The organism is Streptomyces sp. NPDC104307, assembly GCF_055584045.1.
This window is the reverse complement of the sequence record NZ_JBVJMU010000001.1, coordinates 280,838-300,847: the sequence shown is the minus strand read 5'-3', so window position 1 is coordinate 300,847 and position 20,010 is coordinate 280,838. Positions and strand designations below refer to the sequence as shown.

The window sequence follows — 20,010 nt, the reverse complement described above, 5'->3', positions numbered from 1 at the left end:
ATGTGAATGAGCTCAATGCCGAGATGGTATTCGACATGTGGTGCGGCGGCGGACTTGAATTCGGGACAGACACGTCCCATCGGAACAGAAAGCCCGTATGCCATGCACACTCGAACTTCGCTGTCCCGCCGTGCCGTTCTCACCGGCCTCGCCGCCCTCCCGCTCGTCGGCTGCGCGAGCGGCCCGGAGGCCTCACCGAAACCGTCCGGGCCCGCTCCATCCTCTGCCCCGGCCGATCCCCGTACCGAACAGGCCTTCCGCGCACTGGAGCGGAAGTTCGACGCCCGCCTCGGCGTCCACACGCTCGACACGGGCAGCGGCCGGACCGTCACCCACCGGCCCGATGAGCGATTCGCCTACGCCTCCACCTGCAAGGCGCTGCTCGTCGGCGCCGTACTGGACAAGAACTCGCTCCGGCAGATGGACCGGCTCGTGCGCTACGGCCACGACGATCTCGTCAGCGCCTCACCGGTCACCGAGCGGCACGTCGCCACCGGGATGACCCTGCGCGAGCTGTCCGACGCGGCCATCCGGTACAGCGACAACACCGCCGCCAACCTCCTCTTCCACGAGCTGGGTTCCCCCCGCGCCCTCCAGGACGCCCTCCGCGCGCTCGGTGACGACGTCACCCGGTGCGACCGCTACGAGACCGCGCTCAGCGACGCCACCCCCGGCGACCCCCGCGACACCAGCACACCCCGCGCCCTCGCCACCGGGCTGCGCGCGTACGTGCTCGGCGACACCCTCCCCTCGGACAAGCGGGCCGTACTGACCGACCTGCTCCGGCGCAACACCACGGGCGACCACACCATCCGCGCGGGTGTGCCGGACCACTGGCAGGTGGGCGACAAGACGGGCACGGGCGGCTACGGCACCCGCAACGACATCGCCGTCATCTGGCCCCCCGGCGGCGCCGCCCCGATCACCCTGGCCGTCCTCTCCCGCCGCGACGCCAAGGACGCCGAACGCGACGACGCCCTCATCGCCGGTGCCGCGAAGGTCGCGCTCGACGCCCTCGGAGCGCTCGGGTAACCAGCCGTCCGCGTCCTGCTCGGCCCGGCGCTAGCATCAGCATCCTCACCAACCGCTGGAGCAGACCGCCATGCCATTGCCGCGCCTCGGAGTTGTCATCGTCACGATGGGCACTCGCCCCATTGAGCTGGCCGCCCTGCTGGCCTCGGTGGAGAAGCAGGACGTGCCCGCGGCGAGAGTGGTCCTGGTCGGCAACGCGACGCCTCTCACCGGCATCACGGCGGACGTGACCAGGATCCCGCTGGAGGAGAACCTCGGCTGCCCCGGCGGCCGCAACGTCGGGCTCAGGGCGCTGAGCGAGTCGGGAGAGGTGGACGTGGTCATCGAACTGGACGACGACGGCCTGCTCATCGCCCCCGACGTGTTCCGCCGGGTGCAGCGGCTGTTCGCGGACGACCCCGGGCTCGGCATCGTCGGTTTCCGGGTCGCCGACGAGAACGGGGTGACGGAGCGCCGCTGGGTGCCCCGGCTGCGCGCCGACGACCCGATGCGGGGCGGTCCGGTGACCGCCTTCCTCGGCGGCGGGCACGCCTTCTCGATGCCGATGCTCGACGGGATCGGCCACTGGCCCGCGGAGTTCTTCTTCGGGCACGAGGAGTCCGACCTGGCCTGGCGCGCCCTCGACGCGGGCTGGACGATCCTGTACGAGCCCGGACTCGTTCTCCAGCATCCGAGGACGTCCCCGGCCCGGCACGCCACCCACTACCGCTTCACCGCCCGCAACCGGGTGTGGCTGGCGCGCCGGCGCCTCCCGGTCCCGCTGGTCCCCGTCTATCTCGGTGTCTGGATCTCCCTGGCCATGGCACGGATGCGCTCGGCCGCCGGTCTGCGGGCCTGGTGGGGCGGTTTCGCCGAGGGGCTGCGGACGCCGTGCGGTCCGCGCGAGCCGATGAAGTGGCGCACCGTGTGGCGCATGACCCGGCTGGGCCGCCCGCCGGTGCTCTGAACCGTCCCCGAAACGGGCAGCGGCCAGGGGCCCCGGCGAGGGAGTGCCGACCGCCACGGGCGCCGTTCGGGCGCACGCGGGGCCTTGATCGGGCAGGAGTCCGGGCGGGGGCAGCCGGTCCGTGCGGCCTGACCAGCCGATACGGCCTCGGCGAAACGGGCACGAACGGGCACAGGTGGGGTGGTGAAGAGCCTGGTCGCCGCGGGTCCCTTGCTTGTACAAACGATTCATGAGCCCGAACGGGGCCTGAGTCGCAGCGAACGCAGGGAAGTGTGTCGTGGACACCGACGAGCGCCGACGAGAGATCCTCAAGATTGCCAGACGCGAAGGGTCGGTGGACGTCACCGCACTGGCCGGCACGCTTCAGGTGGCCAAGGAGACCGTCCGGCGTGATCTGCACATCCTGGAGGAACACGGTCTGGTACGCCGCACCCACGGCGGCGCCTACCCGGTGGAGAGCGCGGGCTTCGAGACGACGCTGGCCGCCCGTACCAGCCGTCTCGTTCCCCAGAAGTCCAGGATCGCGGCGGCCGCGGCCGACCTCCTCGGCGACGCGGAAACGGTCTTCGTCGACGAGGGTTACACCCCCATGCTCGTCGCCGAGGCACTGCCCAGGGACCGCTCCCTGACCGTGGTCACCGCGTCCCTCGCCGTGGCGACCGCGCTCGCGGACGCGGAGAAGACCACGGTGCTGCTCCTCGGCGGCCGGCTGCGCGGTTCCACGATGGCCACCGTCGACCACTGGACGACCCGGATGCTCGCGGGATTCGTCATCGACCTGGCGTACGTAGGAGCGAACGGGATCTCCCGCGAGTACGGGCTGACCACGCCCGACCCGGCCGTGAGCGAGGTGAAGGCCCAGGCCATGCGCAGCAGCCGGCGCCGGGTCTTCGCCGGAATCCACACCAAGTTCGGCGCCGTCAGCTTCTGCCGCTTCGCCGAGGTCGGTGACTTCGAGTCGATCGTCACCGATACGGGTCTGGCCTCGGCGGAGGCGCAGCGCTACTCGCGTCTCGGCCCCCAGGTCATCCGCGCCTGACGCACCCCCGCGGCACGGCCCGGCCGCCCGCGTCCGTCAGCCGGCATGGCTGACATGCACCTTACAAGCTGAGCAGTCCCTCGATGACGAGTGATCAGGAGAACCACATGCTCCACCTTCAGCACCACCGAAGCAGGCTGAGCGTGCGTCTGGGTACCGGCGCCGCCCTCACGGCGCTGCTCGCCGGGTGCAGCGGCGCCGGCGGCGGCAGCTCGTCCGGTGACAGCGAGTCGATCAACGTGCTCATGGTGAACAACCCGCAGATGGTCCAGCTGCAGAAGCTCACCGCGGCCAACTTCACGAAGGAGACCGGCATCAAGGTCCACTTCACGGTGCTGCCGGAGAACGACGTACGCGACAAGATCACCCAGGACTTCTCCAACCAGGCGGGCCAGTACGACGTGGCCACCATCAGCAACTTCGAGGTGCCGTTCTACGCGAAGAACGGCTGGCTGCACCCCCTCGACTCGTACGCCTCCAAGGACAAGGCGTTCGACCAGGGCGACATCCTCAAGCCGCTCCGGGAATCCCTCACCGCGCAGGACGGTAAGCTCTACGCGGAGCCCTTCTACGGCGAGTCGTCCTTCCTCATGTACCGCAAGGACGTCTTCGCGGAGAAGAACCTGAAGATGCCCGCCAAGCCCACCTGGCAGCAGGTCGCAGACCTGGCGGCCAAGGCGGACGGCGCCAGGAGCGGCATGAAGGGCATCTGCCTGCGCGGTCTGCCGGGCTGGGGCGAGGTCATCGCCCCGCTCACCACCGTGGTCAACACCATGGGCGGTACCTGGTTCGACAAGGACTGGAACGCGAAGCTCGACACACCCGAGTTCAAGAAGGCCGTCCAGTTCTACGTCGACCTGGTGAAGAAGCACGGTGAGGCGGGCGCGCCCCAGTCCGGCTACGCCGAGTGCCTCAACAACATGACGCAGGGCAAGACGGCCATGTGGTACGACGCCACCGCGGGCGCCGGATCACTGGAGGCCGCCGGATCCCCGGTCAGGGGCAAGGTCGGATACGTGGCCGCGCCCGTCGAGAAGACCGACACCTCCGGCTGGCTCTACACCTGGGCCTGGGGCATGCAGAAGGCCTCCAAGAAGACCGACAGCGCCTGGAAGTTCATCTCCTGGGCCTCCGGCAAGGGGTACGAGAACCTCGTCGGCGAGAAGGTCGGCTGGCCCGACGTGCCCGCCGGCAAGCGCGCCTCCACCTACTCCAACCAGGACTACCTGAAGGACGCCGCCGCGTTCGCGAGCGTCACCCGGCAGGCCATCGCCGGCGCGAACCCCCGCGACCCCGGCACCCAGCCGAGGCCGACCGTCGGCATCCAGTTCGTCGACATCCCGGAATTCACCGACCTCGGCACCAAGGTCTCGCAGGAGATCAGCGCCGCCATCGCCGGCCGCCAGTCGGTGTCCGACGCACTCAAGACCTCGCAGACGCTCGCCGAAAAGGTCGGCAAGGAGCAGCGGTGAATGCCCCCGTATCCACCCCGGACGTCTCGCCGCCCGGCACGCCGGATGACGCCGCCCCGCCCCGCAGAACCGGAAAGGCCCCCGGCCGGGCGCGCGTCTGGGCCACCCGCGCCCCACTGCTCCCCGCCCTGGTCTTCCTGATCGCCGTCACCCAACTGCCCTTCGTGGCAACCGTGGTTGTCTCGTTCTTCGACTGGAACTCGCTCTCGCCCGACCAGCGTGCCTTCACCGCGTTCGCCAACTACAAAGAGGTGTTCAGCGACCCGAGCCTGCGCGACTCGGTGGTCACCACGGTCCTGCTCACCGCCGGTGTCGTGATCGTCAGCGTGGTGCTCGGACTCCTGCTAGCCCTGCTCCTCGACCGCAGGTTCATCGGGCGGGGGTTCGTCCGTACCCTGCTGATCACCCCCTTCCTGCTGGTGCCCGTCTCGGCGGCGCTGATGTGGAAACACGTCCTGTACAACCCGGAGTACGGGCTGCTGAACGGGGCCTGGGCCTGGTTCACCGGACTGTTCGGCGCCGACAGCCCCGCACAGCCCGACTGGATCTCCGACATGCCGCTGGCGGCGGTCGCCACCGCCCTCATCTGGCAGTGGACCCCGTTCATGATGCTCATCCTGCTCGCCGGTCTGCAGAGCCGGTCCGCCGAACAGATGGAGGCCGCCCGGCTGGACGGCGCGAACGCCTGGCAGATGTTCTGCTTCCTGACCCTGCCGCACCTGCGCCGCTACCTGGAACTCGGCGTACTGCTCGGCTCGATCTACATCGTGCAGAACTTCGACGCGGTGTTCACCATCACCGCCGGCGGACTCGGCACGGCCAACCTCCCCTACACGATCTACCAGACCTTCTACCAAGCCCATGAATACGGACTGGCGTCCGCCGCGGGCGTGATCGTGGTGATCGGCACCATCGTCGTCGCCACCTTCGCCCTGCGCGTGGTCTCGTCCCTCTTCAGCGAGGAGGCGAACCGGACATGAGCAGCACCCTGACCGCCACGCCCACCGCCTGGCCGGGCCGCACGGAGTACCCGCGGACGGCGCGCCGGGGCAGGCGGCGCTCCACCGCCCTCGGCGTGGTCGCCTGGATCGTCGGCATCGCCTTCTGCGCTCCCGCGCTCTGGATGCTGCTGACCTCCTTCCACTCGGAGGCCGACGCCGCGACCAATCCGCCGTCGCTCGGCGCGCCCCTCACCCTCGACGGCTACCGGGTGTTCTTCGGCGCCGGGGGCGGAGCGAGTCCCTGGCCGCCGCTGATCAACTCGGTGACCGCATCGGTCTTCTCCACGCTCTTCGTGCTCGTACTGGCCCTTCCCGCCGCGTACGCGCTCTCCATCAAGCGAGTGGAGAAGTGGACGGACGTGATGTTCTTCTTCCTGTCCACGAAGATGCTGCCGGTCGTCGCGGGGCTGCTGCCGGTGTACCTGTTCGCCAAGAACACCGGAATGCTGGACAACATCTGGTTCCTCGTCATCCTCTACACGTCGATGAACCTGCCGATCGCGGTATGGATGATGCAGTCCTTCCTGGCGGACGTGCCGGTCTCCATCATCGAGGCCGCCCAGGTCGACGGCGCCCGGCTGCCGACCGTGCTGACCAGGGTGGTGGCGCCGGTCGCCGCACCCGGAATCGCGGCCACCTCCCTCATCTGCTTCATCTTCAGCTGGAACGAGCTGCTCTTCGCCCGGGTGCTCACCGGGGTGACGGCGCAGACCGCACCCGTCTTCCTGACGAGCCTCGTCACCAGCCAGGGGCTCTTCCTCGCCCAGCTGTGCGCCGCCTCCGTCGTCGTGTCCCTGCCGGTGCTCGCCGCCGGTTTCGCCGCCCAGGACAAACTCGTCCAGGGCCTTTCTCTTGGAGCTGTCAAATGAGGGCTGCGATCATCGAGTCCATCGGCAAGGTGTCGGTCGAGACCGTCCCCGACCCCACCCCCGGCCCCCGCGACGTCGTCGTCGCCGTCCGGGCCTGCGGACTCTGCGGCACCGATCTGCACATCCTGCAGGGCGAGTTCGCCCCCGCGCTGCCGATCATCCCGGGCCACGAGTTCGCCGGCGAGATCGTGGAGACCGGCTCGGAGGTGACCGAACTCGCCGTCGGGGACAAGGTCGCCGTCGATCCGTCGCTGCACTGCCACGAGTGCCACTACTGCCGCAGCGGGCGCGGGAACCTCTGCGACAACTGGAACGCGATCGGGGTCAGCAAGCCAGGCGGGGCCGCCGAGTTCGCCGTCGCCCCGGTGGCGAACTGCGTGAAGCTCCCGGACCACGTCGACGTGGCCACCGCGGCGCTCATCGAACCGCTCTCCTGCGCCGTACGCGGCTACGACGTGCTCAGCTCCACGCTGGGAGCCAAGGTGCTCATCTACGGCTCCGGCACCATGGGCCTGATGATGCTGGAGCTCGCCAAACGCACCGGCGCCGCCTCCGTCGACATCCTGGACGTCAACCCGGACCGGCTCACCACCGCCGTCAAGCTCGGCGTCTCACGCTCCGCCGCCGCCGCGGACGAACTGGAGACGGTACGGGGCTGGGACGTCGTCGTCGACGCCACCGGGAACGCGGGCGCCATCCAGGACGGCCTCGGCCGGGTCGCCAAGGGCGGCACGTTCCTCCAGTTCGGCGTCGCGGACTACGCGGCCAAAGCCGTCATCGAGCCGTACCGGATCTACAACCAGGAGATCACGATCACCGGCTCGATGGCCGTGCTGCACAGCTACGAGCGTGCCGCCGCGCTGTTCGCCGGGGGAGTCATCGACCCGGCGGTCTTCATCAGCGACCGACTGCCGCTGGAGCAGTACCCCGACGCCCTGGAGCGGTTCAAGGCCGGCCTCGGCCGCAAGATCGTGGTCGAGCCGTGACCGGTGGTCCCGATGCCGTTCTGGTGATGGGCGAGGCCCTCATCGACCTGGTGCCGTCCGCGGACGATCCGCGGACGCACCGGGCCCAGCCCGGCGGCGCACCCGCCAACGTCGCCGCCGGGCTGGCCCGGCTGGGCACCCCCAGCTGGTTCGCGGGCGGGCTCGGCGGCGACGGATTCGCCCGGCTGATCGAGGAGCGGCTGGTCTCCGCCGGTACCCGGCTCGACCTGTGCGCCCGCTCGGAGCTGCCCACCGCACTGGCCGTGGCGGACCCGGGCCCCGACGGCACCGGCTACCACTTCCACCTGCACGACACCGCCACCTTCCGGCTGCCGGACCGTACGGCGGAGGTGGGCCGGTTCGGCGCCGTGTACGCGGGCGGGCTGGCCGCGGTCGTCGCGCCCGCCGCCGGGGCGGTGGCCGCGACCGCGCGCGCCGGGGCCGGACAATCCGTCCTGGTGGTCGACCCGAACGTGCGCGAGGACCGGACGCTCGACCACGCCTCCGCCGCGCGCCGGCTGCGGGAGCTGTGCGGGCGGGCCCGGATCCTCAAGGTCAGCGACGAGGACGTGAACCTGCTCTGGCCGGGCGCTTCCCCGGAGGAGACCTGCGAGCGGCTGGCCGGGGAGAACCGGCTGGTGGTCCTCACCCGGGGTGCGGCGGGCAGCACCGCGTTCACCCCGGGCCTGGAGCGGGCGTCGGTGCCCGCGGAGCGGGTCGAGGTGGTCAACACGATCGGCGCGGGTGACGCGTTCATGGCCGGGATGCTCAACTGGCTGGGCGAGGCCGGGGCGTTCCGCGACGGCGGCGACGTACGGCTGTCGCGCGACCGGGCCGCGCAGATGCTGACGTTCGCCTCGCGGGTGGCGGCTTCCGTGGTCGCGCGGTCCGGGACGGAGCCGTCGCGGCCGCCGGCGGCCGGGTGGCGATAGGGGCGGAATTCCGGACCCGCTTCGGGGGCGGGGCCCACTTCGGGCTCCAGGCGTTCCGGATCGTCACGGTGGGGGCTCATGACTGTTGACCTTCCGCCATTCGGGCAAAGGGGTGCAGAACACTGCTACCGGGCAAAATATGCGGACCGGTAGCAGTGCGCCACTCGACGTCCGGAACGGTTGCCGGAGCCGAGGCCACCCATATGCACGAGCACCGGGACAACGTGCTTCCCGGGCCCCGCGTCAGCGTCTGCGCGAACCGCCCCGCCCCCATCCGGTGCCGATGCCGCCCACGTGCAGGGCCAGGGCCGTGAGCCCGAGCAGCATCACATTCACCGAGGAGAAGGTGTCGTTCGTGGCGATGTCGGCGGCGTTGATCAGGAAGGCGATGAAGAAGAGCACGGCTGCGACGATTCCCAGCATGGTCGGGACTCCCTTTCGATCGGGTGAAGTGTGGGTGCAGCCCGTGTGCCCGTGTTCAGCACACCCATGTGTCGACAACACGTTCGATGTGTCGGGTGGTTGGTGGTGACCGCCGGGGGTTCGCCGACGGGCCCGGACCAATCCGGTACGCCCACGGCACCGAATAGACGACATCAGCGACCGAACACGGTTCCGGTTCTGTGACCGGAACCGCCGGAAGGGGATGCGTCTTCGTGAATGCCCGCCGTTCAACCCGTCTCACCGCCCTGCTGGCCGTGCCCGCCGCGCTCACGCTCTGCGCGGCCGTGCCCGCCATGGCGCACGACGGCCATGCCGCCGGCAGCACGACGAAAGCCGCCGACGGTGACACGTACCAGATCGATCTGAACCAGCTGAACAACTCCGGCGCGAGTGGCACGGCCATGGTGAGCGTGGAGGGCGACAAGCTCACCGTGAAGATCGAGGCCGAGGGACTGGTGCCCGGCCAGCCGCACGCGCAGCACATCCACGGTTCGACCGACGGCCACGACTTCCGCTGCCCGGACATGAGCGCGGACAAGGACGGTGACGGCATCGTCAGCACGGCCGAGGGGCTGCCGGTGTACGGGGACATCAACATCTCCCTGACCACCAAGGGCGACACGTCCAAGGACAGCGGCCTCGCCGTCGACCGGATGCCCGTCGCGGACAAGGACGGGAAGCTGAGCTACTCCCGGACGATCCCCGTCCCGCACACCGTTGCCGAGCACATCAAGGATCTGCACGTCGTCCAGCACGGCATCGACCCGAACGGCAACGCCAAGTACGACTTCGGCAAGGGGAAGAGCGAACTCGACCCGAAGCTGCCGCAGGAGGCCACCGCTCCGGCGAGCTGCGGCATGGTCGAGGGCGCAGCCGTCGGCTCCATGCCCGCGGGTGGCGTAGAGACCGGTGGCGGGAGCACGGCGGGCGTGGAGTCGCCCGGTCTGTTCGCGGCGGGCGGCGCGGCCGTTCTCGCGGCGGGCGGGCTGTTCGTCGTACGGCGCCGGACGCGCACCGCGGACGCCCGGCACGACAGCTGAGGCTCCCCGCACCGATGGACGCCCCGACGGATGCCCCGTAACGGCCGGACGCAGGGACAGGTGAAGCGATGAATGGGACACCCGACGAAGGCGCGCACCGCACGAGGGTCCGGCGGCGCGACGTCACGCTTGTTGCCCTCGCCGCAGCCCTGCTCCTGGCCGGTGGGCTGCTGCTGGCGCTGGGAACCAGCCGGCAGCAGCCCGCTCCACCCCCTGCCGCGGACAAGGGCGGCCCGGTCGTCGCCACCGAACAGCCCCCGGCGACGCGGCAGGGGGCGGAGAGCCCGGCACCGTCCGGGAAGCCGCCCACCAAGGCGCTGCCCGCGTCCCGGCCCGTCAGCATCACGATTCCCTCGCTCAAGGTGACCTCCACCCTGGAGGAGCTGGGGCTCGGCAAGGACCGGGCCATGGAGACCCCACGGGACCCGGACAAGGCCGGCTGGTACCGGCCGGGGGCCACACCAGGGGCCGTGGGGCCCGCCGTGATCGCGGGGCATGTCACCTGGAACGGGGCCCCGGGGGTCTTCTTCGGGCTCGGCAAGCTCGGTCCCGGTGACCGGATCAGCGTCCGGCGCGCGGACGGGCGGACCGCCGACTTCACGGTCGACCGGACCGCGCTCTACCCCAAGGACCGGTTCCCCACCGTCGAGGTGTACCGCAACCTCGACCACGCCGGGCTCCGCCTGATCACCTGCGGCGGCGACTACTCCAAGGACGACAGCCGCTACGCCGACAACGTCGTCGTGTACGCCACGCTCACCGGCAGTCACGGTCACGGCTAGGGCCTGTCCGCAGGCGGTCGGGTGCTACTTCGGCCGTACAGGTGAAGCCGGTGCCGATTCCGCTCGGGTCCAATCCGGCGGCCCCCCGGCTCCGAATGACTGACGGAGCGGGGCTCACGGCGAGAGGCCCGTCTCTGCCGCCCGGGGCCGGGCCGGCCATCGGCACGCATCCGGCCCCGGGCATGCATCACCCCACACGTGCACCGGACCCGTCAACGGGACCCAGCCACCGCACGGGACCTCGGTCCGGAACCGATGCCGTCGGATCCGGACCGAGGGCCGAGGAGCCGGAACTCCTTCGGTGGCCCCGTCGTCCGCTGCGCGGGTCCCGTGCCGGCTCGACAACCTCCACTCGTGAGCCGGAGCGGGACCGGCGGTCTGCCGGTGCCTGCAGCCGGCGGACCGCGCCCATCCCTCCGTGCTTACGGCTCCTCCGCGCATACGGAGTCGAAGCGCTTCCGGACCCGCTCCCGATCTCCGGTCCGGGACACGCGCGTGGTCACGGCGAAAGTCGGCCAGTTTGTGACCGGTGCGGGTCGTTGCGGCTTCGGGACGCGGAGCCGCCGGCAGCGCCCGCCGGGGACCTGGCCATGTGTCGTGACGTGCGGGACAGCCACCTGATGGGCGTCGGCTCCGTCATCCCGGCAGGCCGCCCCCGGCCTCCCGTCGGCCGACGGCCTTCGATCTCGCGCGGTGTCGATTTTCAGACGAAACGATAAATCTGCCGTTTCGGACGACACCGCACTGGTCGATATTGTCCCGGAAGGCCTGGTTCATTGCTTGACGGGGCTGAGCACACCACTCACGTTCAGGACTTCGTGGCACTCCTGAGCCCGGCGTCCGGTGGCCGGTGTGCCCGGCTTCGCACAGGTCACGTTGACGGTCACGGTCTCGTTCTCGGTGATCTTGATAGGGGTGACCCAGTGGTAGTCCTGGTTGCGGAAGGTCTCCAGCGCGATCGTGGTGATCTTCCGCTTGCCGAACGTGATCGTGAGCACCCCCTCGTCGCCCTGGAAGTTGGCGACGACGATGTCCGTGATCTCGAAGGCGTGATCCCGCGGCACCTTGTACGTACCGGCGTTGCTCGTCCCGCCGGATGTCTTCAGGTCGATGGTGGCCGAACTCTGCTGCCCGTCGCCCGTCGAGGTCCCGCCGCCGCCCGCGCCGGGCGTGGCCCCGGGGCTCGCTCCGGGCTGCGCACCCTCGTCGCCGCCGGACGGATTGCCCTTCTCGCCGCCCGAACCGGTGCCCGGCGACTGGCTGTCCTGCGCCCCGCCCGGATTGGGGCGCGCCTGGACCTCCTTCGTGGCGGCCTCCTTCGCCGCGCTGCGCACCGCCGGACGGACCAGGGTGAACCAGGCGAGGAGCAGCGCGAGCAGCGCCGCGAGCACGGCCAGCAGCCACTTCGGGAAGACCGGGATCTGGACGAACTCCGCGTTCAGGGGCGGTCGGACGGCGGTCTCGTCGCGCCGTGCCTCCTCCTGGTCGGCGGACTCGGCGGACTCGGCGGTCTCCGCGGCGTCCAAGGTGAACGGCCACACCACCGGGGAGCCGAACCACACCGGCTTGCCCGTGCGGACCCGCAGCCGGATCTCCGCCGTCTCGCCGGGTTCCAGCTTCGGCTTCGCGGGGCTGAACGTGAACCGCAGCTCCTCGCCCGCCTGGCCCGGCGCGAAGCCCACCTGCGTCGGGGTGTTGCCCAGGTTGCGCACCGCGAGCCGGTAGCGGCCACGCAGCCAGCCCCGCCGCCGGCGCGGTGCCAGCTCGGTGTGCAGCTCGCGGAACTCCTCGACGTGCACGGTGGTTTCCGGGACCCGCACCGACTCCGGGTGCTCGGCCGGCAGCACGCGCACGCCGAGCGGAATGTCACCGGGCCGGGTCTCCGGCGAACGCGGCGGATCCAGTCGGATCGTCACCGTCTCGGACGTGCCGGGATAGAGGGAGACCCGTGGAGGTTCCACGGTGGCCCAGGGGGCGCAGTCCCCGACGACCTCCAGGCTGTACGCCTCGACGATGTCGCTGTCGTTGCGGACGGTCAGGCTGGTGGTGGCGGTGCTGCCCGGCGCCACGGTCACCGCCGGGATGTCGAGGCCGGGCGCGCTGGGGCCGGAAGGGGCTGCGGAAGGCGTCACACCGTCACGGTAGGACCGCGGTACGTCCGCCGCGAGGAGCGCAAGGGCAAGACCCGGGCAGTCGCGGTGCCCGGGGGGTCAAGACCAACTCCACTGAACCGGTGAGCTGTTGATCCGTACGTTCACCTCGCGGGCCTGCCGCCCGCGTCCGTGACGGCCGTTGATCCGCTCTCACGTCCGCAGCTCCCACATCCTGCCGCCCATGAACCATTCCTCACGAACCCTCCGCATTTTCTCTGCTCACGAACCCTCTCCGAACGAACTCTTTCCTCACGAATCCTTTCCTCACGAACCCTCTGCCCACGGACTCATGAATCAGGAACTCCGCCCATGACCTGCCCAGAGCAGTACCGTCCGGCCGTGTCCGTCACCGCACCACGTCTTTCCGCCCAGGCACCGGCCGCGCACCGGGCCTCCTCGTCCGACCGAGTGGACCAGGTGACCGTCGCCGTGTACGCCGCCGACCCGGTCCTGCACGTCGGTGTCGTCCAGCAGTTACGCCGACGGCCCGAGGTCAGTCTCCTCGACGACGCCTCGGCGGAACAGGCCCAGGTGTCGCTGGTCGTCGTCGACAGCGTCGACGACGACGTGGCAGCCCTGCTGCACCGGCTCCGGCACAACACCGCCACCCGCACCGGCCTCGTGGTCGGCACCCTCGGCGCGGGCGCGCTGCAACGCGTCATAGAGTGCGGCGTCTCCGCGGTACTGCGGCGCGCCGACGCGGGCCAGGACCAGCTTCTCCACCTGGTCCTGGCGATAGCCAACGGCGAGGGCGTGCTCCCCGGCGACCTGCTGGGCAAGCTGCTCACCCATGTGGGCAGCCTCCAGCGCTCCGCACTCGACCCGCGGAGCCTCTCGCTGTCCACGCTGACCACCCGCGAGGCGGACATGCTGCGCCTGGTCTCGGAAGGACTGGACACCGTGGAGATAGCCCGCAAGACCGCCTACTCCGAACGGACCGTCAAGAACGTCCTGCACGAGATCATCACGCGGCTGCAACTGCGCAACCGGGCCCACGCGGTCGGCTACGCACTGCGCAACGGGCTGATCTGACGGCGGCCGGGCACCGCGGAACTGCCCGAAAGCGCACCGCACGTTTCCCCCGGGTACGTCCCCGCCGCCCTGCCGCACCGCACGAGGACCCGGCAGGGTGGCGGGGGACAGCCCGAAACCGCACCAGACAGCGAGGTGGACCGTGATGCGCACCGCCGGCCCCGGTGGGCGGTTCCGCCCGGGAAGACTCGCGGCGTCGTTGCTGCTCCTGATCCCCCTCCTCGCGGTGACAACGGCCGCCGGGGAGGGCAGCGCAGACCCTCGGCCGCAGGCGGCCGAGGCCTCGGCCACCCGGATCGCCTACGCCGGTACCCGGCACCGCAGCCTCGGCCGGGTGGAGAGCGACACCCACAGCGCACCGCTGTTCGGCGAGGGCCCCGCCCACTTCGACCTCCAGCCGTCCGCGCTCGGGGACCAGATGGTCTTCGCGAGCCGCCGCGACGAGAAGGCACCGCAGGTCTACCTGCGGACCGCCGACGGTTCGGTGCGCAAGCTGACCAGCGGCCGGTACGCCGGGCACCCCCAGCTGACCCCGGACGGCAGCTCCGTCGTGTTCGACTCGGCCGAGCCCGGGGGCGCGGACGGCGGCAAGCAGCGCGACCTGTGGATGGTGCGCACCGACGGCACCGGCCTCACCCGGCTCACCGACACCCCCTGGGACGAGGAGTGCCCGACGGTCTCCCCGGACGGGCAGCGCCTGGCGTACTCCGGCTCCAACCAGCCCGCGGCCGGCATGCAGATCTACGTACGCCCCCTGGCGGGCGGCGACACCGAGGCCTCCCCGGGCGGCGACACCCTGCTCACCGACCCCGCCAACGGCGCGGCCACCGAGCCGGCCTGGAACCCGGTCGACGATCCCGCGCACCGCGAACTGATCGCGTACACCTCCGCCGGACCGCCGGGACCCCGGCTGCGGGTGACGGACGGGCGCACCGACGGGCCGCTGCTGGGGGGCGTACCGGCAGAGTGGCGTACCCACGGGGCAGCGTGGCTGCCCGACGGGGACGGCGTGCTGTTCCTGAGCCCGGACCGCACCTGTGACTGCAAGGGCGACTGGGACCACGTGTACCGGGCGCCGCACTCCGGCGACGAACCGTTGCTGGAGCTCAGCGAGGACCGCGAGGTCGAATCGCCCACCTGGACCGGCACGGTCCAGGACGGCGGTGTGGTGGTCGAGCGCGTCTCGGCCGCGGGCCCGCACGAGGTGACGCTCCAGGACGCCAGGTCGGACGGTTCCGACCCCCGCGACCTGGGGGTGAGCATCCTCAACGAGGACCCGGCCGCCGACACCGACACCGATCCCACGCACGACCCGCTCTTCCGGCCGACCACGGGGGACCCGTGGACCGAGCGGCAGAACTACACGCCCGACGGCCGCAGGATCGTGCTGACCCGCTTCGAGGGCACCAAGGAGCACCGGGTCGAACGGATCTGGATGGTGGACGCCGACGGCTCCAACAAGGCGTACATGAAGCTCGACGGGCGCGGACCGGACGACTGGGACACCGACCCGACGTTCTCCCCGGACGGCAAGTACCTCGCCTTCACCCGGACTTCGCCGGGCGGCGTCGGTGACGCGGCGGGCCCCAGCAGCATCCTGATCGCGGATGTCGCGACCGGCGCGATCCGCGACCGGATCACCGCGCCGGCCGGGTACCCCCAGGGCGGCGACGCCCAGCCCACCTGGTCCTCCGACGGCACCACCCTGGCCTTCACCCGTAACCAGGTGATCGACGGGGGCGGCGGCAACAAGCACATCTGGACCGTGCCGGTGAACGACCTGGCCGCGCAGCGCGACCTGAGCGACACGGTGTGCCCCGGGAACTGCGAAGTCATCGACGACAGCCCGGCGTTCTCCCCGGACGGGCTCAGCATCGCCTTCAACCGGAAGAACGGCGGCGGCCTGACCGACCAGCGCAACGGCATCCTGCTGACCTCCCTGGCCGACAACAGCTGCCAGGTGCTGCTCCCGGAGGCCGCCCACAACGTCCCCGACGGCTGCCGCCAGGAACTGCCGGACACCTCGCTCACCGGCCCCTTCCAGCCGCGCGACGCCGCCTGGACGGCCGACGGCACGGGCCTGGTCATCAGCTCCCGCGAGGCGCTCCCGGCCAACAGCCCGGAAAAGCTCTACCTCCTGGACATCGCGACCTGCGCCCTCAGCCCGCTCACCACCGGCCTTCCGGGACGGCAGAAGGAACCCAGCGTCCAGCAGTCCGTGGACCTCGCGGTGCACGCCCCCGGCAACGTCCCGGCGGTGGCCGTCGGCCGCTCCACCACGATCCCCGTCGACGTGGTGAACAACGGCCCCGCCGCCTCCCCGGGCACCCGGCTGACCATCGCCCCGCCGCCCGGCGCCCGGGTCACCGGGCTGACCTGGCCCGGGGGCACCTGCGACGCGGCCTCCCTCCAGTGCGACGTCGGAGTGGTGCGCCCCGGCACCACGGTCCCGGTACGCGTCACCCTCGTCGGAGTCACCCCCGGCGACGCCCCGTTCGACTGGTCGGTCACCGGCGCCGTACAGGACCCACTGCCCAGCGACAACTCCGTCCGGACCGTGGTGCCGGTGCGCGAGGACACCCCGCCCCCGACGACGACACCGCAACCGCCGACCCCCACCCCCGCGCCTCCCACCACCGAGCCGCCCCCCGCCACCACACCGCCCACCGTGCCCCCGGCGCCGCCCGAGCCCGCCGCCGGACCCGCGGTGCGCGTCACGGCGCAGCCCAACCCCGGCTACGTCGGCGGACGCGTCGTCGTGACGTACACCGTGCGCAACGGCCGTGAGGCCCTGGCCACCGGGCTCAGGCTGAAGGTCGGCCTGCCCCGGTCCGTCCCGAACAGCGGCCCCCCGGCGGGCTGCGACCGCTCCTGGGTGTGCGCGCTGCCGGACCTTACCCCGGGCGCCAGCACCGTCGTCCGCGTCGTCCTCAGCCCCGACAAGGCACTGACCAGCAGCGTCACCGGGCTGCTCACCACCACCGGCACCGACGCCGACCGGAGCGACAACAGCGCCAGGCAGCCACTGCGCATCCTCCAGCCGCGCATCGTCGCGGTCCCGCCGATCGGCAAGCCCGGCTTCGTCACCTCGGTGCGCGGCAAGGACTTCCCGCCCGGAGCGCCGGTCCGGTTCACCTGGAAGCCGGGCATCACCGCGGCGGCGGCGCCGACCGTCCCGCTGCCCGACGGCACGTTCATCGGCCAGCTGCTCATCCTCGCCAAGGACGAGACCGGACCACGCGTCATCACGGCCAGGGGACCCGGATTCTCAGCGGTGAAGACCGACTTCTTGGTGGTCGTCGGCAACTGGCAGCCGCCCGTTGAGATGACCCGCCGGTGATCCACGAGGTCGACGAGGCGATGCGCCGCCTGCTCGGGGAGTCCGGACTGGAGGCGTCGGGTGTCGACGTGGTCTTCGACGCCCCCACCAAGGACTGGGCCGCGCGCCGCAACACCCCCACCGTCTGCGTCTTCCTGTACGACATCCGGGAGGACGCCACCCGGCGCGGCAGCGGCGCCGGCGAGGTGTACGACGCCGACGGGCACCTGGTCGCGCGCCGCACCCCGCCACGCTGGTTCGAGCTGACCTACCTGGTCACGGCATGGGCGAGCCGCCCGCAGGACGAGCACCGGCTGCTCTCGCAGGTGCTCGCCTGCCTGGTGGCCACCGACACGCTGCCGGCCCGGCTGCTCACCGGTACCCTCGCCGAACTCGGCCTGACCGTCAGCCTGGACACCGCCGGGGGCAGGCTCGACGCCCCGGCCGCCTCGGACGTGTGGTCGGCGCTCGGCGGCGAGCTGAAGGCATCGCTCGGCGTACTGGTGCGGGCACCGCTCGCCGGAGTGAGCACCGTCGTCGCGCCGCCCGTCACCGAAGGGCTCGTCGTGCGCTCCGCCGCCCGGAACGAGAACGGGGACGCGGTGCCGGGACGGCGGCTGCGCTATACGGGAACGAGCGAGGCCGGACCGGACGGCTTCGCCGGACCGCGCGAGCGGCGGCCCGCCCCCGCGCGCCGCCGCCGGGGAGACCGCCAGCCGTGACCCACACCGCCGAACCCGCTGTCCTCGCCGAGCCCGGCCCCGCGAACCGGCATGAGGGCCAGCCGGATGTCCAGCCGGACGTCCAGCCGGATGTCCGGCCCGCCGCCCCGCCGGACGCCGAGGAGTCACACCTCTGGGCGCGGCTCCGCCTGGTCGAGGAGCGGGTGCGGCGCGCCGTGGAGGACCGCCGCACCAAAGACCCCGATCCCGACGACCCGTACCGGGGCCAGTACTTCACCCCCGAGGCGATCACCCGCATCCTGGACGAGCCCGGCGGCCTCGGCGTACCCGAGCAGGAGCCCCGGCAGCCGGCTCCCGGCTCGCTGCTCGAAGGCCTCGCCGTGCGGTTCGGCCTGTCCCCGCTGGACCTGGACCTGCTCCTGATCGCGGTGGCGCCGGACCTGGACGCCCGGTTCGAACGGTTCTACGGCTACCTCAACGACGACCTGACGCGCCGGCGCCCCACGGTCGGGCTCGCCCTGGAGCTGTGCGGGCTGGCCGGCGCGGCGCCCGCCCGGTTCCGGCTCGCCCCCGGAGCACCGCTCGTCGAGGGCGGTCTGGTCCTGGTCACCGAGCCGGAACGGCCGCCGCTCTCCCGCGTCCTGGCCGTCCCCGACCGGGTGACCGGGCACCTCCTGGGCAACGCGCACCCCGACGCCCGGCTGACCGGGGTGCTCGGCGAGACCGCTGAGGACCCGACCGCGGAGGCGGCGGAGATCCAGCGGGCCGCGGCCGCCGCCGCCAGCGGCACCGGCCTGGTCCACCTCCGCAGCCGGGGCGGCGACGCCGAGGGACTGGCCACCGCGGCGTTGCGCGCGGCCGGGCTGCGGCCGCTCGTCCTGGACGCGGTGGCGCTCGCCCGGCGCTCCGGCGATCTGCCGGAACTCGCCGCGGCGACCGCCCGCGAAGCCCGGCTGACCGGCTCCGGGGTCGTCCTCGGACCGGTGGAGGCGCTGCCCGCAGAACCCGCAGAGCGGGCCCGGACACTGGGGACGTTGTGTGCGGCGCTGCGGGGAATCCCGCTGTTCACGCACGGCGCCACCGGCTGGGACCCGGCGTGGGCGGGCGACGCGCCCGTCGTCCTGACCGTGCCGGCTCCGTCTCCGCAGCGGCAGTCCGCGCGCTGGCGCTATGCCCTCGACCGGGCCGCCGGCGCAGGCTCCGTGACCGGTGACGCCGAGGCGCTCGCCAGAGCGGTCGCCGCACACCGGCTGGACTCCGGGCAGTTGCGCCGCGCCGCGGACGCGGCGGTGCGCACCGCCGCCCTGGCCGGCGGCCCGGTCCGTCCCGAGCACCTGCAGAGCGCCGTACGCGCCCAGAACGGCGCGGGGCTCGACCGGCTCGCCCGCCGGGTCGAGCCGGGCGTCGGCTGGGACGACCTGGTTCTCCCGCCGCTCACCCACCGTCGGCTGCGCGAACTCGCGCTGCGCGCCCGCCACCGGGAGCAGGTGCTGGGCCAGTGGGGGATGCGGCCCGGCGGCGGCCGGGGGCGTGGCGTGATCGCACTGTTCGCGGGCGAGTCGGGTACCGGCAAGACCATGTCCGCCGAGGTCGTCGCGGCCGACCTCGGCATGGACCTGTACGTGGTGGACCTGTCCACGGTCGTCGACAAGTACGTCGGGGAGACCGAGAAGAACCTGGAGCGGATCTTCACCGAGGCGTCCGCGGTCAACGCGGTCCTGCTCTTCGACGAGGCCGACGCGATCTTCGGCAAGCGCTCGGAGGTGAAGGACGCCCACGACCGGCACGCCAACATCGAGTCGGCGTACCTGCTCCAGCGCATGGAGTCGTTCGACGGGATCGCCGTGCTGACCACCAATCTGCGGGCCAACCTGGACGAGGCGTTCACCCGCCGCCTGGACGTGGTCGCGGACTTCCCGGTGCCCGACTCCGGCCAGCGCCTCGCCCTCTGGGACCGGTGCCTGGGCGACCGGCTGCCCCGGGCCGACGACCTGGACCTCGGCTTCTGCGCGGACCGCTTCGAACTGGCCGGCGGCTCGATCCGGGCCTGTGCGGTGACCGCCGCGTACCTGGCGGCGGAGTCCGGCAGCCCGCTCACCATGCGCCAGGTGGTGACCTCGGTCGTGCAGGAGTACCGCAAGCTCGGACGGCTGGTCCTGGAGGGCGAGTTCGGCCCCTACATGACCGAGGCCGCGGGCGCCTGAGGCGCGTACGGCCGTGAACCAGGCCGCCACCACCCGCCACCTGGCCCGGACGGTCAGCGCGGAGCGTCCCGGAAAG

Annotated in this window: 16 protein-coding genes; 14 read left to right on the top strand and 2 right to left on the bottom strand. The window is 71.8% G+C overall.

The window, feature by feature from the left end:
- The first annotated feature begins 102 nt into the window (after positions 1 to 102).
- The 8 genes from bla (at position 103) to ACZ601_RS01065 (ending at position 8,277) form a co-directional block, all read left to right on the top strand.
- Positions 103 to 1,032 carry a class A beta-lactamase gene (gene bla, locus ACZ601_RS01100; RefSeq protein ID WP_469531808.1) on the top strand — a complete coding sequence of 310 codons (930 nt, stop codon included), beginning with the start codon at positions 103 to 105 and terminating at the stop codon, positions 1,030 to 1,032.
- A 70-nt stretch (positions 1,033 to 1,102) separates the two neighbouring features.
- Complete coding sequence (locus ACZ601_RS01095) at positions 1,103 to 1,978, top strand: glycosyltransferase family 2 protein (protein WP_469531806.1); 876 nt, start codon at positions 1,103 to 1,105, stop codon at positions 1,976 to 1,978.
- Between the two features lie 277 nt (positions 1,979 to 2,255).
- The gene (locus tag ACZ601_RS01090) at positions 2,256 to 3,017 is read left to right on the top strand and encodes a DeoR/GlpR family DNA-binding transcription regulator (protein ID WP_469531804.1); all 762 of its coding nucleotides are present in this window, start codon (positions 2,256 to 2,258) and stop codon (positions 3,015 to 3,017) included.
- A 107-nt stretch (positions 3,018 to 3,124) separates the two neighbouring features.
- Positions 3,125 to 4,489 carry an ABC transporter substrate-binding protein gene (locus ACZ601_RS01085; protein ID WP_469531803.1) on the top strand — a complete coding sequence of 455 codons (1,365 nt, stop codon included), beginning with the start codon at positions 3,125 to 3,127 and terminating at the stop codon, positions 4,487 to 4,489.
- Positions 4,486 to 5,469: a carbohydrate ABC transporter permease gene (locus ACZ601_RS01080; RefSeq protein WP_469531801.1), complete on the top strand. Its 984-nt coding sequence runs from the start codon at positions 4,486 to 4,488 to the stop codon at positions 5,467 to 5,469. Before ACZ601_RS01085 ends, ACZ601_RS01080 begins: the two co-directional genes overlap by 4 nt.
- Positions 5,466 to 6,359 (top strand): carbohydrate ABC transporter permease, encoded by an 894-nt coding sequence (locus tag ACZ601_RS01075; RefSeq protein ID WP_469531800.1) that lies wholly within the window; start codon positions 5,466 to 5,468, stop codon positions 6,357 to 6,359. The genes ACZ601_RS01080 and ACZ601_RS01075 overlap by 4 nt, the downstream gene beginning before the upstream one ends.
- Complete coding sequence (locus ACZ601_RS01070; RefSeq protein WP_469531798.1) at positions 6,356 to 7,345, top strand: zinc-dependent alcohol dehydrogenase family protein; 990 nt, start codon at positions 6,356 to 6,358, stop codon at positions 7,343 to 7,345. The genes ACZ601_RS01075 and ACZ601_RS01070 overlap by 4 nt, the downstream gene beginning before the upstream one ends.
- Positions 7,342 to 8,277, top strand: coding sequence for a PfkB family carbohydrate kinase (locus tag ACZ601_RS01065; RefSeq protein WP_469531796.1), 936 nt, complete (start codon positions 7,342 to 7,344; stop codon positions 8,275 to 8,277). Before ACZ601_RS01070 ends, ACZ601_RS01065 begins: the two co-directional genes overlap by 4 nt.
- A 243-nt stretch (positions 8,278 to 8,520) precedes the next feature.
- On the opposite strand, the gene ACZ601_RS01060 is transcribed toward ACZ601_RS01065, so the two are convergent.
- Entirely contained in the window at positions 8,521 to 8,700 is a 180-nt protein-coding gene (locus tag ACZ601_RS01060; RefSeq protein WP_440577277.1) for a hypothetical protein, read from the bottom strand.
- A gap of 233 nt (positions 8,701 to 8,933) precedes the next feature.
- Between ACZ601_RS01060 and ACZ601_RS01055 the strand changes: the two genes are divergently transcribed.
- Positions 8,934 to 9,761, top strand: a complete 828-nt coding sequence (locus ACZ601_RS01055) for a hypothetical protein (protein ID WP_469531794.1) — start codon at positions 8,934 to 8,936, stop codon at positions 9,759 to 9,761.
- A 68-nt stretch (positions 9,762 to 9,829) separates the two neighbouring features.
- Positions 9,830 to 10,543, top strand: coding sequence for a class F sortase (locus ACZ601_RS01050; RefSeq protein ID WP_469531792.1), 714 nt, complete (start codon positions 9,830 to 9,832; stop codon positions 10,541 to 10,543).
- A gap of 773 nt (positions 10,544 to 11,316) precedes the next feature.
- Here the strand turns inward: ACZ601_RS01050 and ACZ601_RS01045 are convergent.
- Positions 11,317 to 12,675: a COG1470 family protein gene (locus ACZ601_RS01045; RefSeq protein ID WP_469531791.1), complete on the bottom strand. Its 1,359-nt coding sequence runs from the start codon at positions 12,673 to 12,675 to the stop codon at positions 11,317 to 11,319.
- Between the two features lie 330 nt (positions 12,676 to 13,005).
- Here ACZ601_RS01045 and ACZ601_RS01040 point away from each other — a divergent pair, with 330 nt between their 5' ends.
- The 4 genes from ACZ601_RS01040 (at position 13,006) to ACZ601_RS01025 (ending at position 19,934) form a co-directional block, all read left to right on the top strand.
- Positions 13,006 to 13,728, top strand: coding sequence for a helix-turn-helix transcriptional regulator (locus tag ACZ601_RS01040; RefSeq protein ID WP_440577281.1), 723 nt, complete (start codon positions 13,006 to 13,008; stop codon positions 13,726 to 13,728).
- A gap of 145 nt (positions 13,729 to 13,873) precedes the next feature.
- Entirely contained in the window at positions 13,874 to 17,068 is a 3,195-nt protein-coding gene (locus ACZ601_RS01035) for a hypothetical protein (RefSeq protein ID WP_469531789.1), read from the top strand.
- On the top strand, positions 17,065 to 17,769 hold the full coding sequence (locus ACZ601_RS01030) for a Pvc16 family protein (RefSeq protein ID WP_469531787.1): 705 nt from the start codon (positions 17,065 to 17,067) through the stop codon (positions 17,767 to 17,769). Before ACZ601_RS01035 ends, ACZ601_RS01030 begins: the two co-directional genes overlap by 4 nt.
- Positions 17,766 to 19,934 (top strand): ATP-binding protein, encoded by a 2,169-nt coding sequence (locus tag ACZ601_RS01025; protein ID WP_469531785.1) that lies wholly within the window; start codon positions 17,766 to 17,768, stop codon positions 19,932 to 19,934. Before ACZ601_RS01030 ends, ACZ601_RS01025 begins: the two co-directional genes overlap by 4 nt.
- Positions 19,935 to 20,010 lie beyond the last annotated feature (76 nt).

Bases quoted from the DNA above. Each gene is read 5' to 3' on its own strand.
- bla (WP_469531808.1), top strand. From the start codon at position 103: ATGCACACTCGAACTTCGCTGTCCCGCCGTGCCGTTCTCACCGGCCTC.
- ACZ601_RS01095 (WP_469531806.1), top strand. From the start codon at position 1,103: ATGCCATTGCCGCGCCTCGGAGTTGTCATCGTCACGATGGGCACTCGC.
- ACZ601_RS01085 (WP_469531803.1), top strand. From the start codon at position 3,125: ATGCTCCACCTTCAGCACCACCGAAGCAGGCTGAGCGTGCGTCTGGGT.
- ACZ601_RS01075 (WP_469531800.1), top strand. From the start codon at position 5,466: ATGAGCAGCACCCTGACCGCCACGCCCACCGCCTGGCCGGGCCGCACG.
- ACZ601_RS01070 (WP_469531798.1), top strand. From the start codon at position 6,356: ATGAGGGCTGCGATCATCGAGTCCATCGGCAAGGTGTCGGTCGAGACC.
- ACZ601_RS01060 (WP_440577277.1), bottom strand. From the start codon at position 8,700: ATGCTGGGAATCGTCGCAGCCGTGCTCTTCTTCATCGCCTTCCTGATC.
- ACZ601_RS01050 (WP_469531792.1), top strand. From the start codon at position 9,830: ATGAATGGGACACCCGACGAAGGCGCGCACCGCACGAGGGTCCGGCGG.
- ACZ601_RS01040 (WP_440577281.1), top strand. From the start codon at position 13,006: ATGACCTGCCCAGAGCAGTACCGTCCGGCCGTGTCCGTCACCGCACCA.
- ACZ601_RS01035 (WP_469531789.1), top strand. From the start codon at position 13,874: ATGCGCACCGCCGGCCCCGGTGGGCGGTTCCGCCCGGGAAGACTCGCG.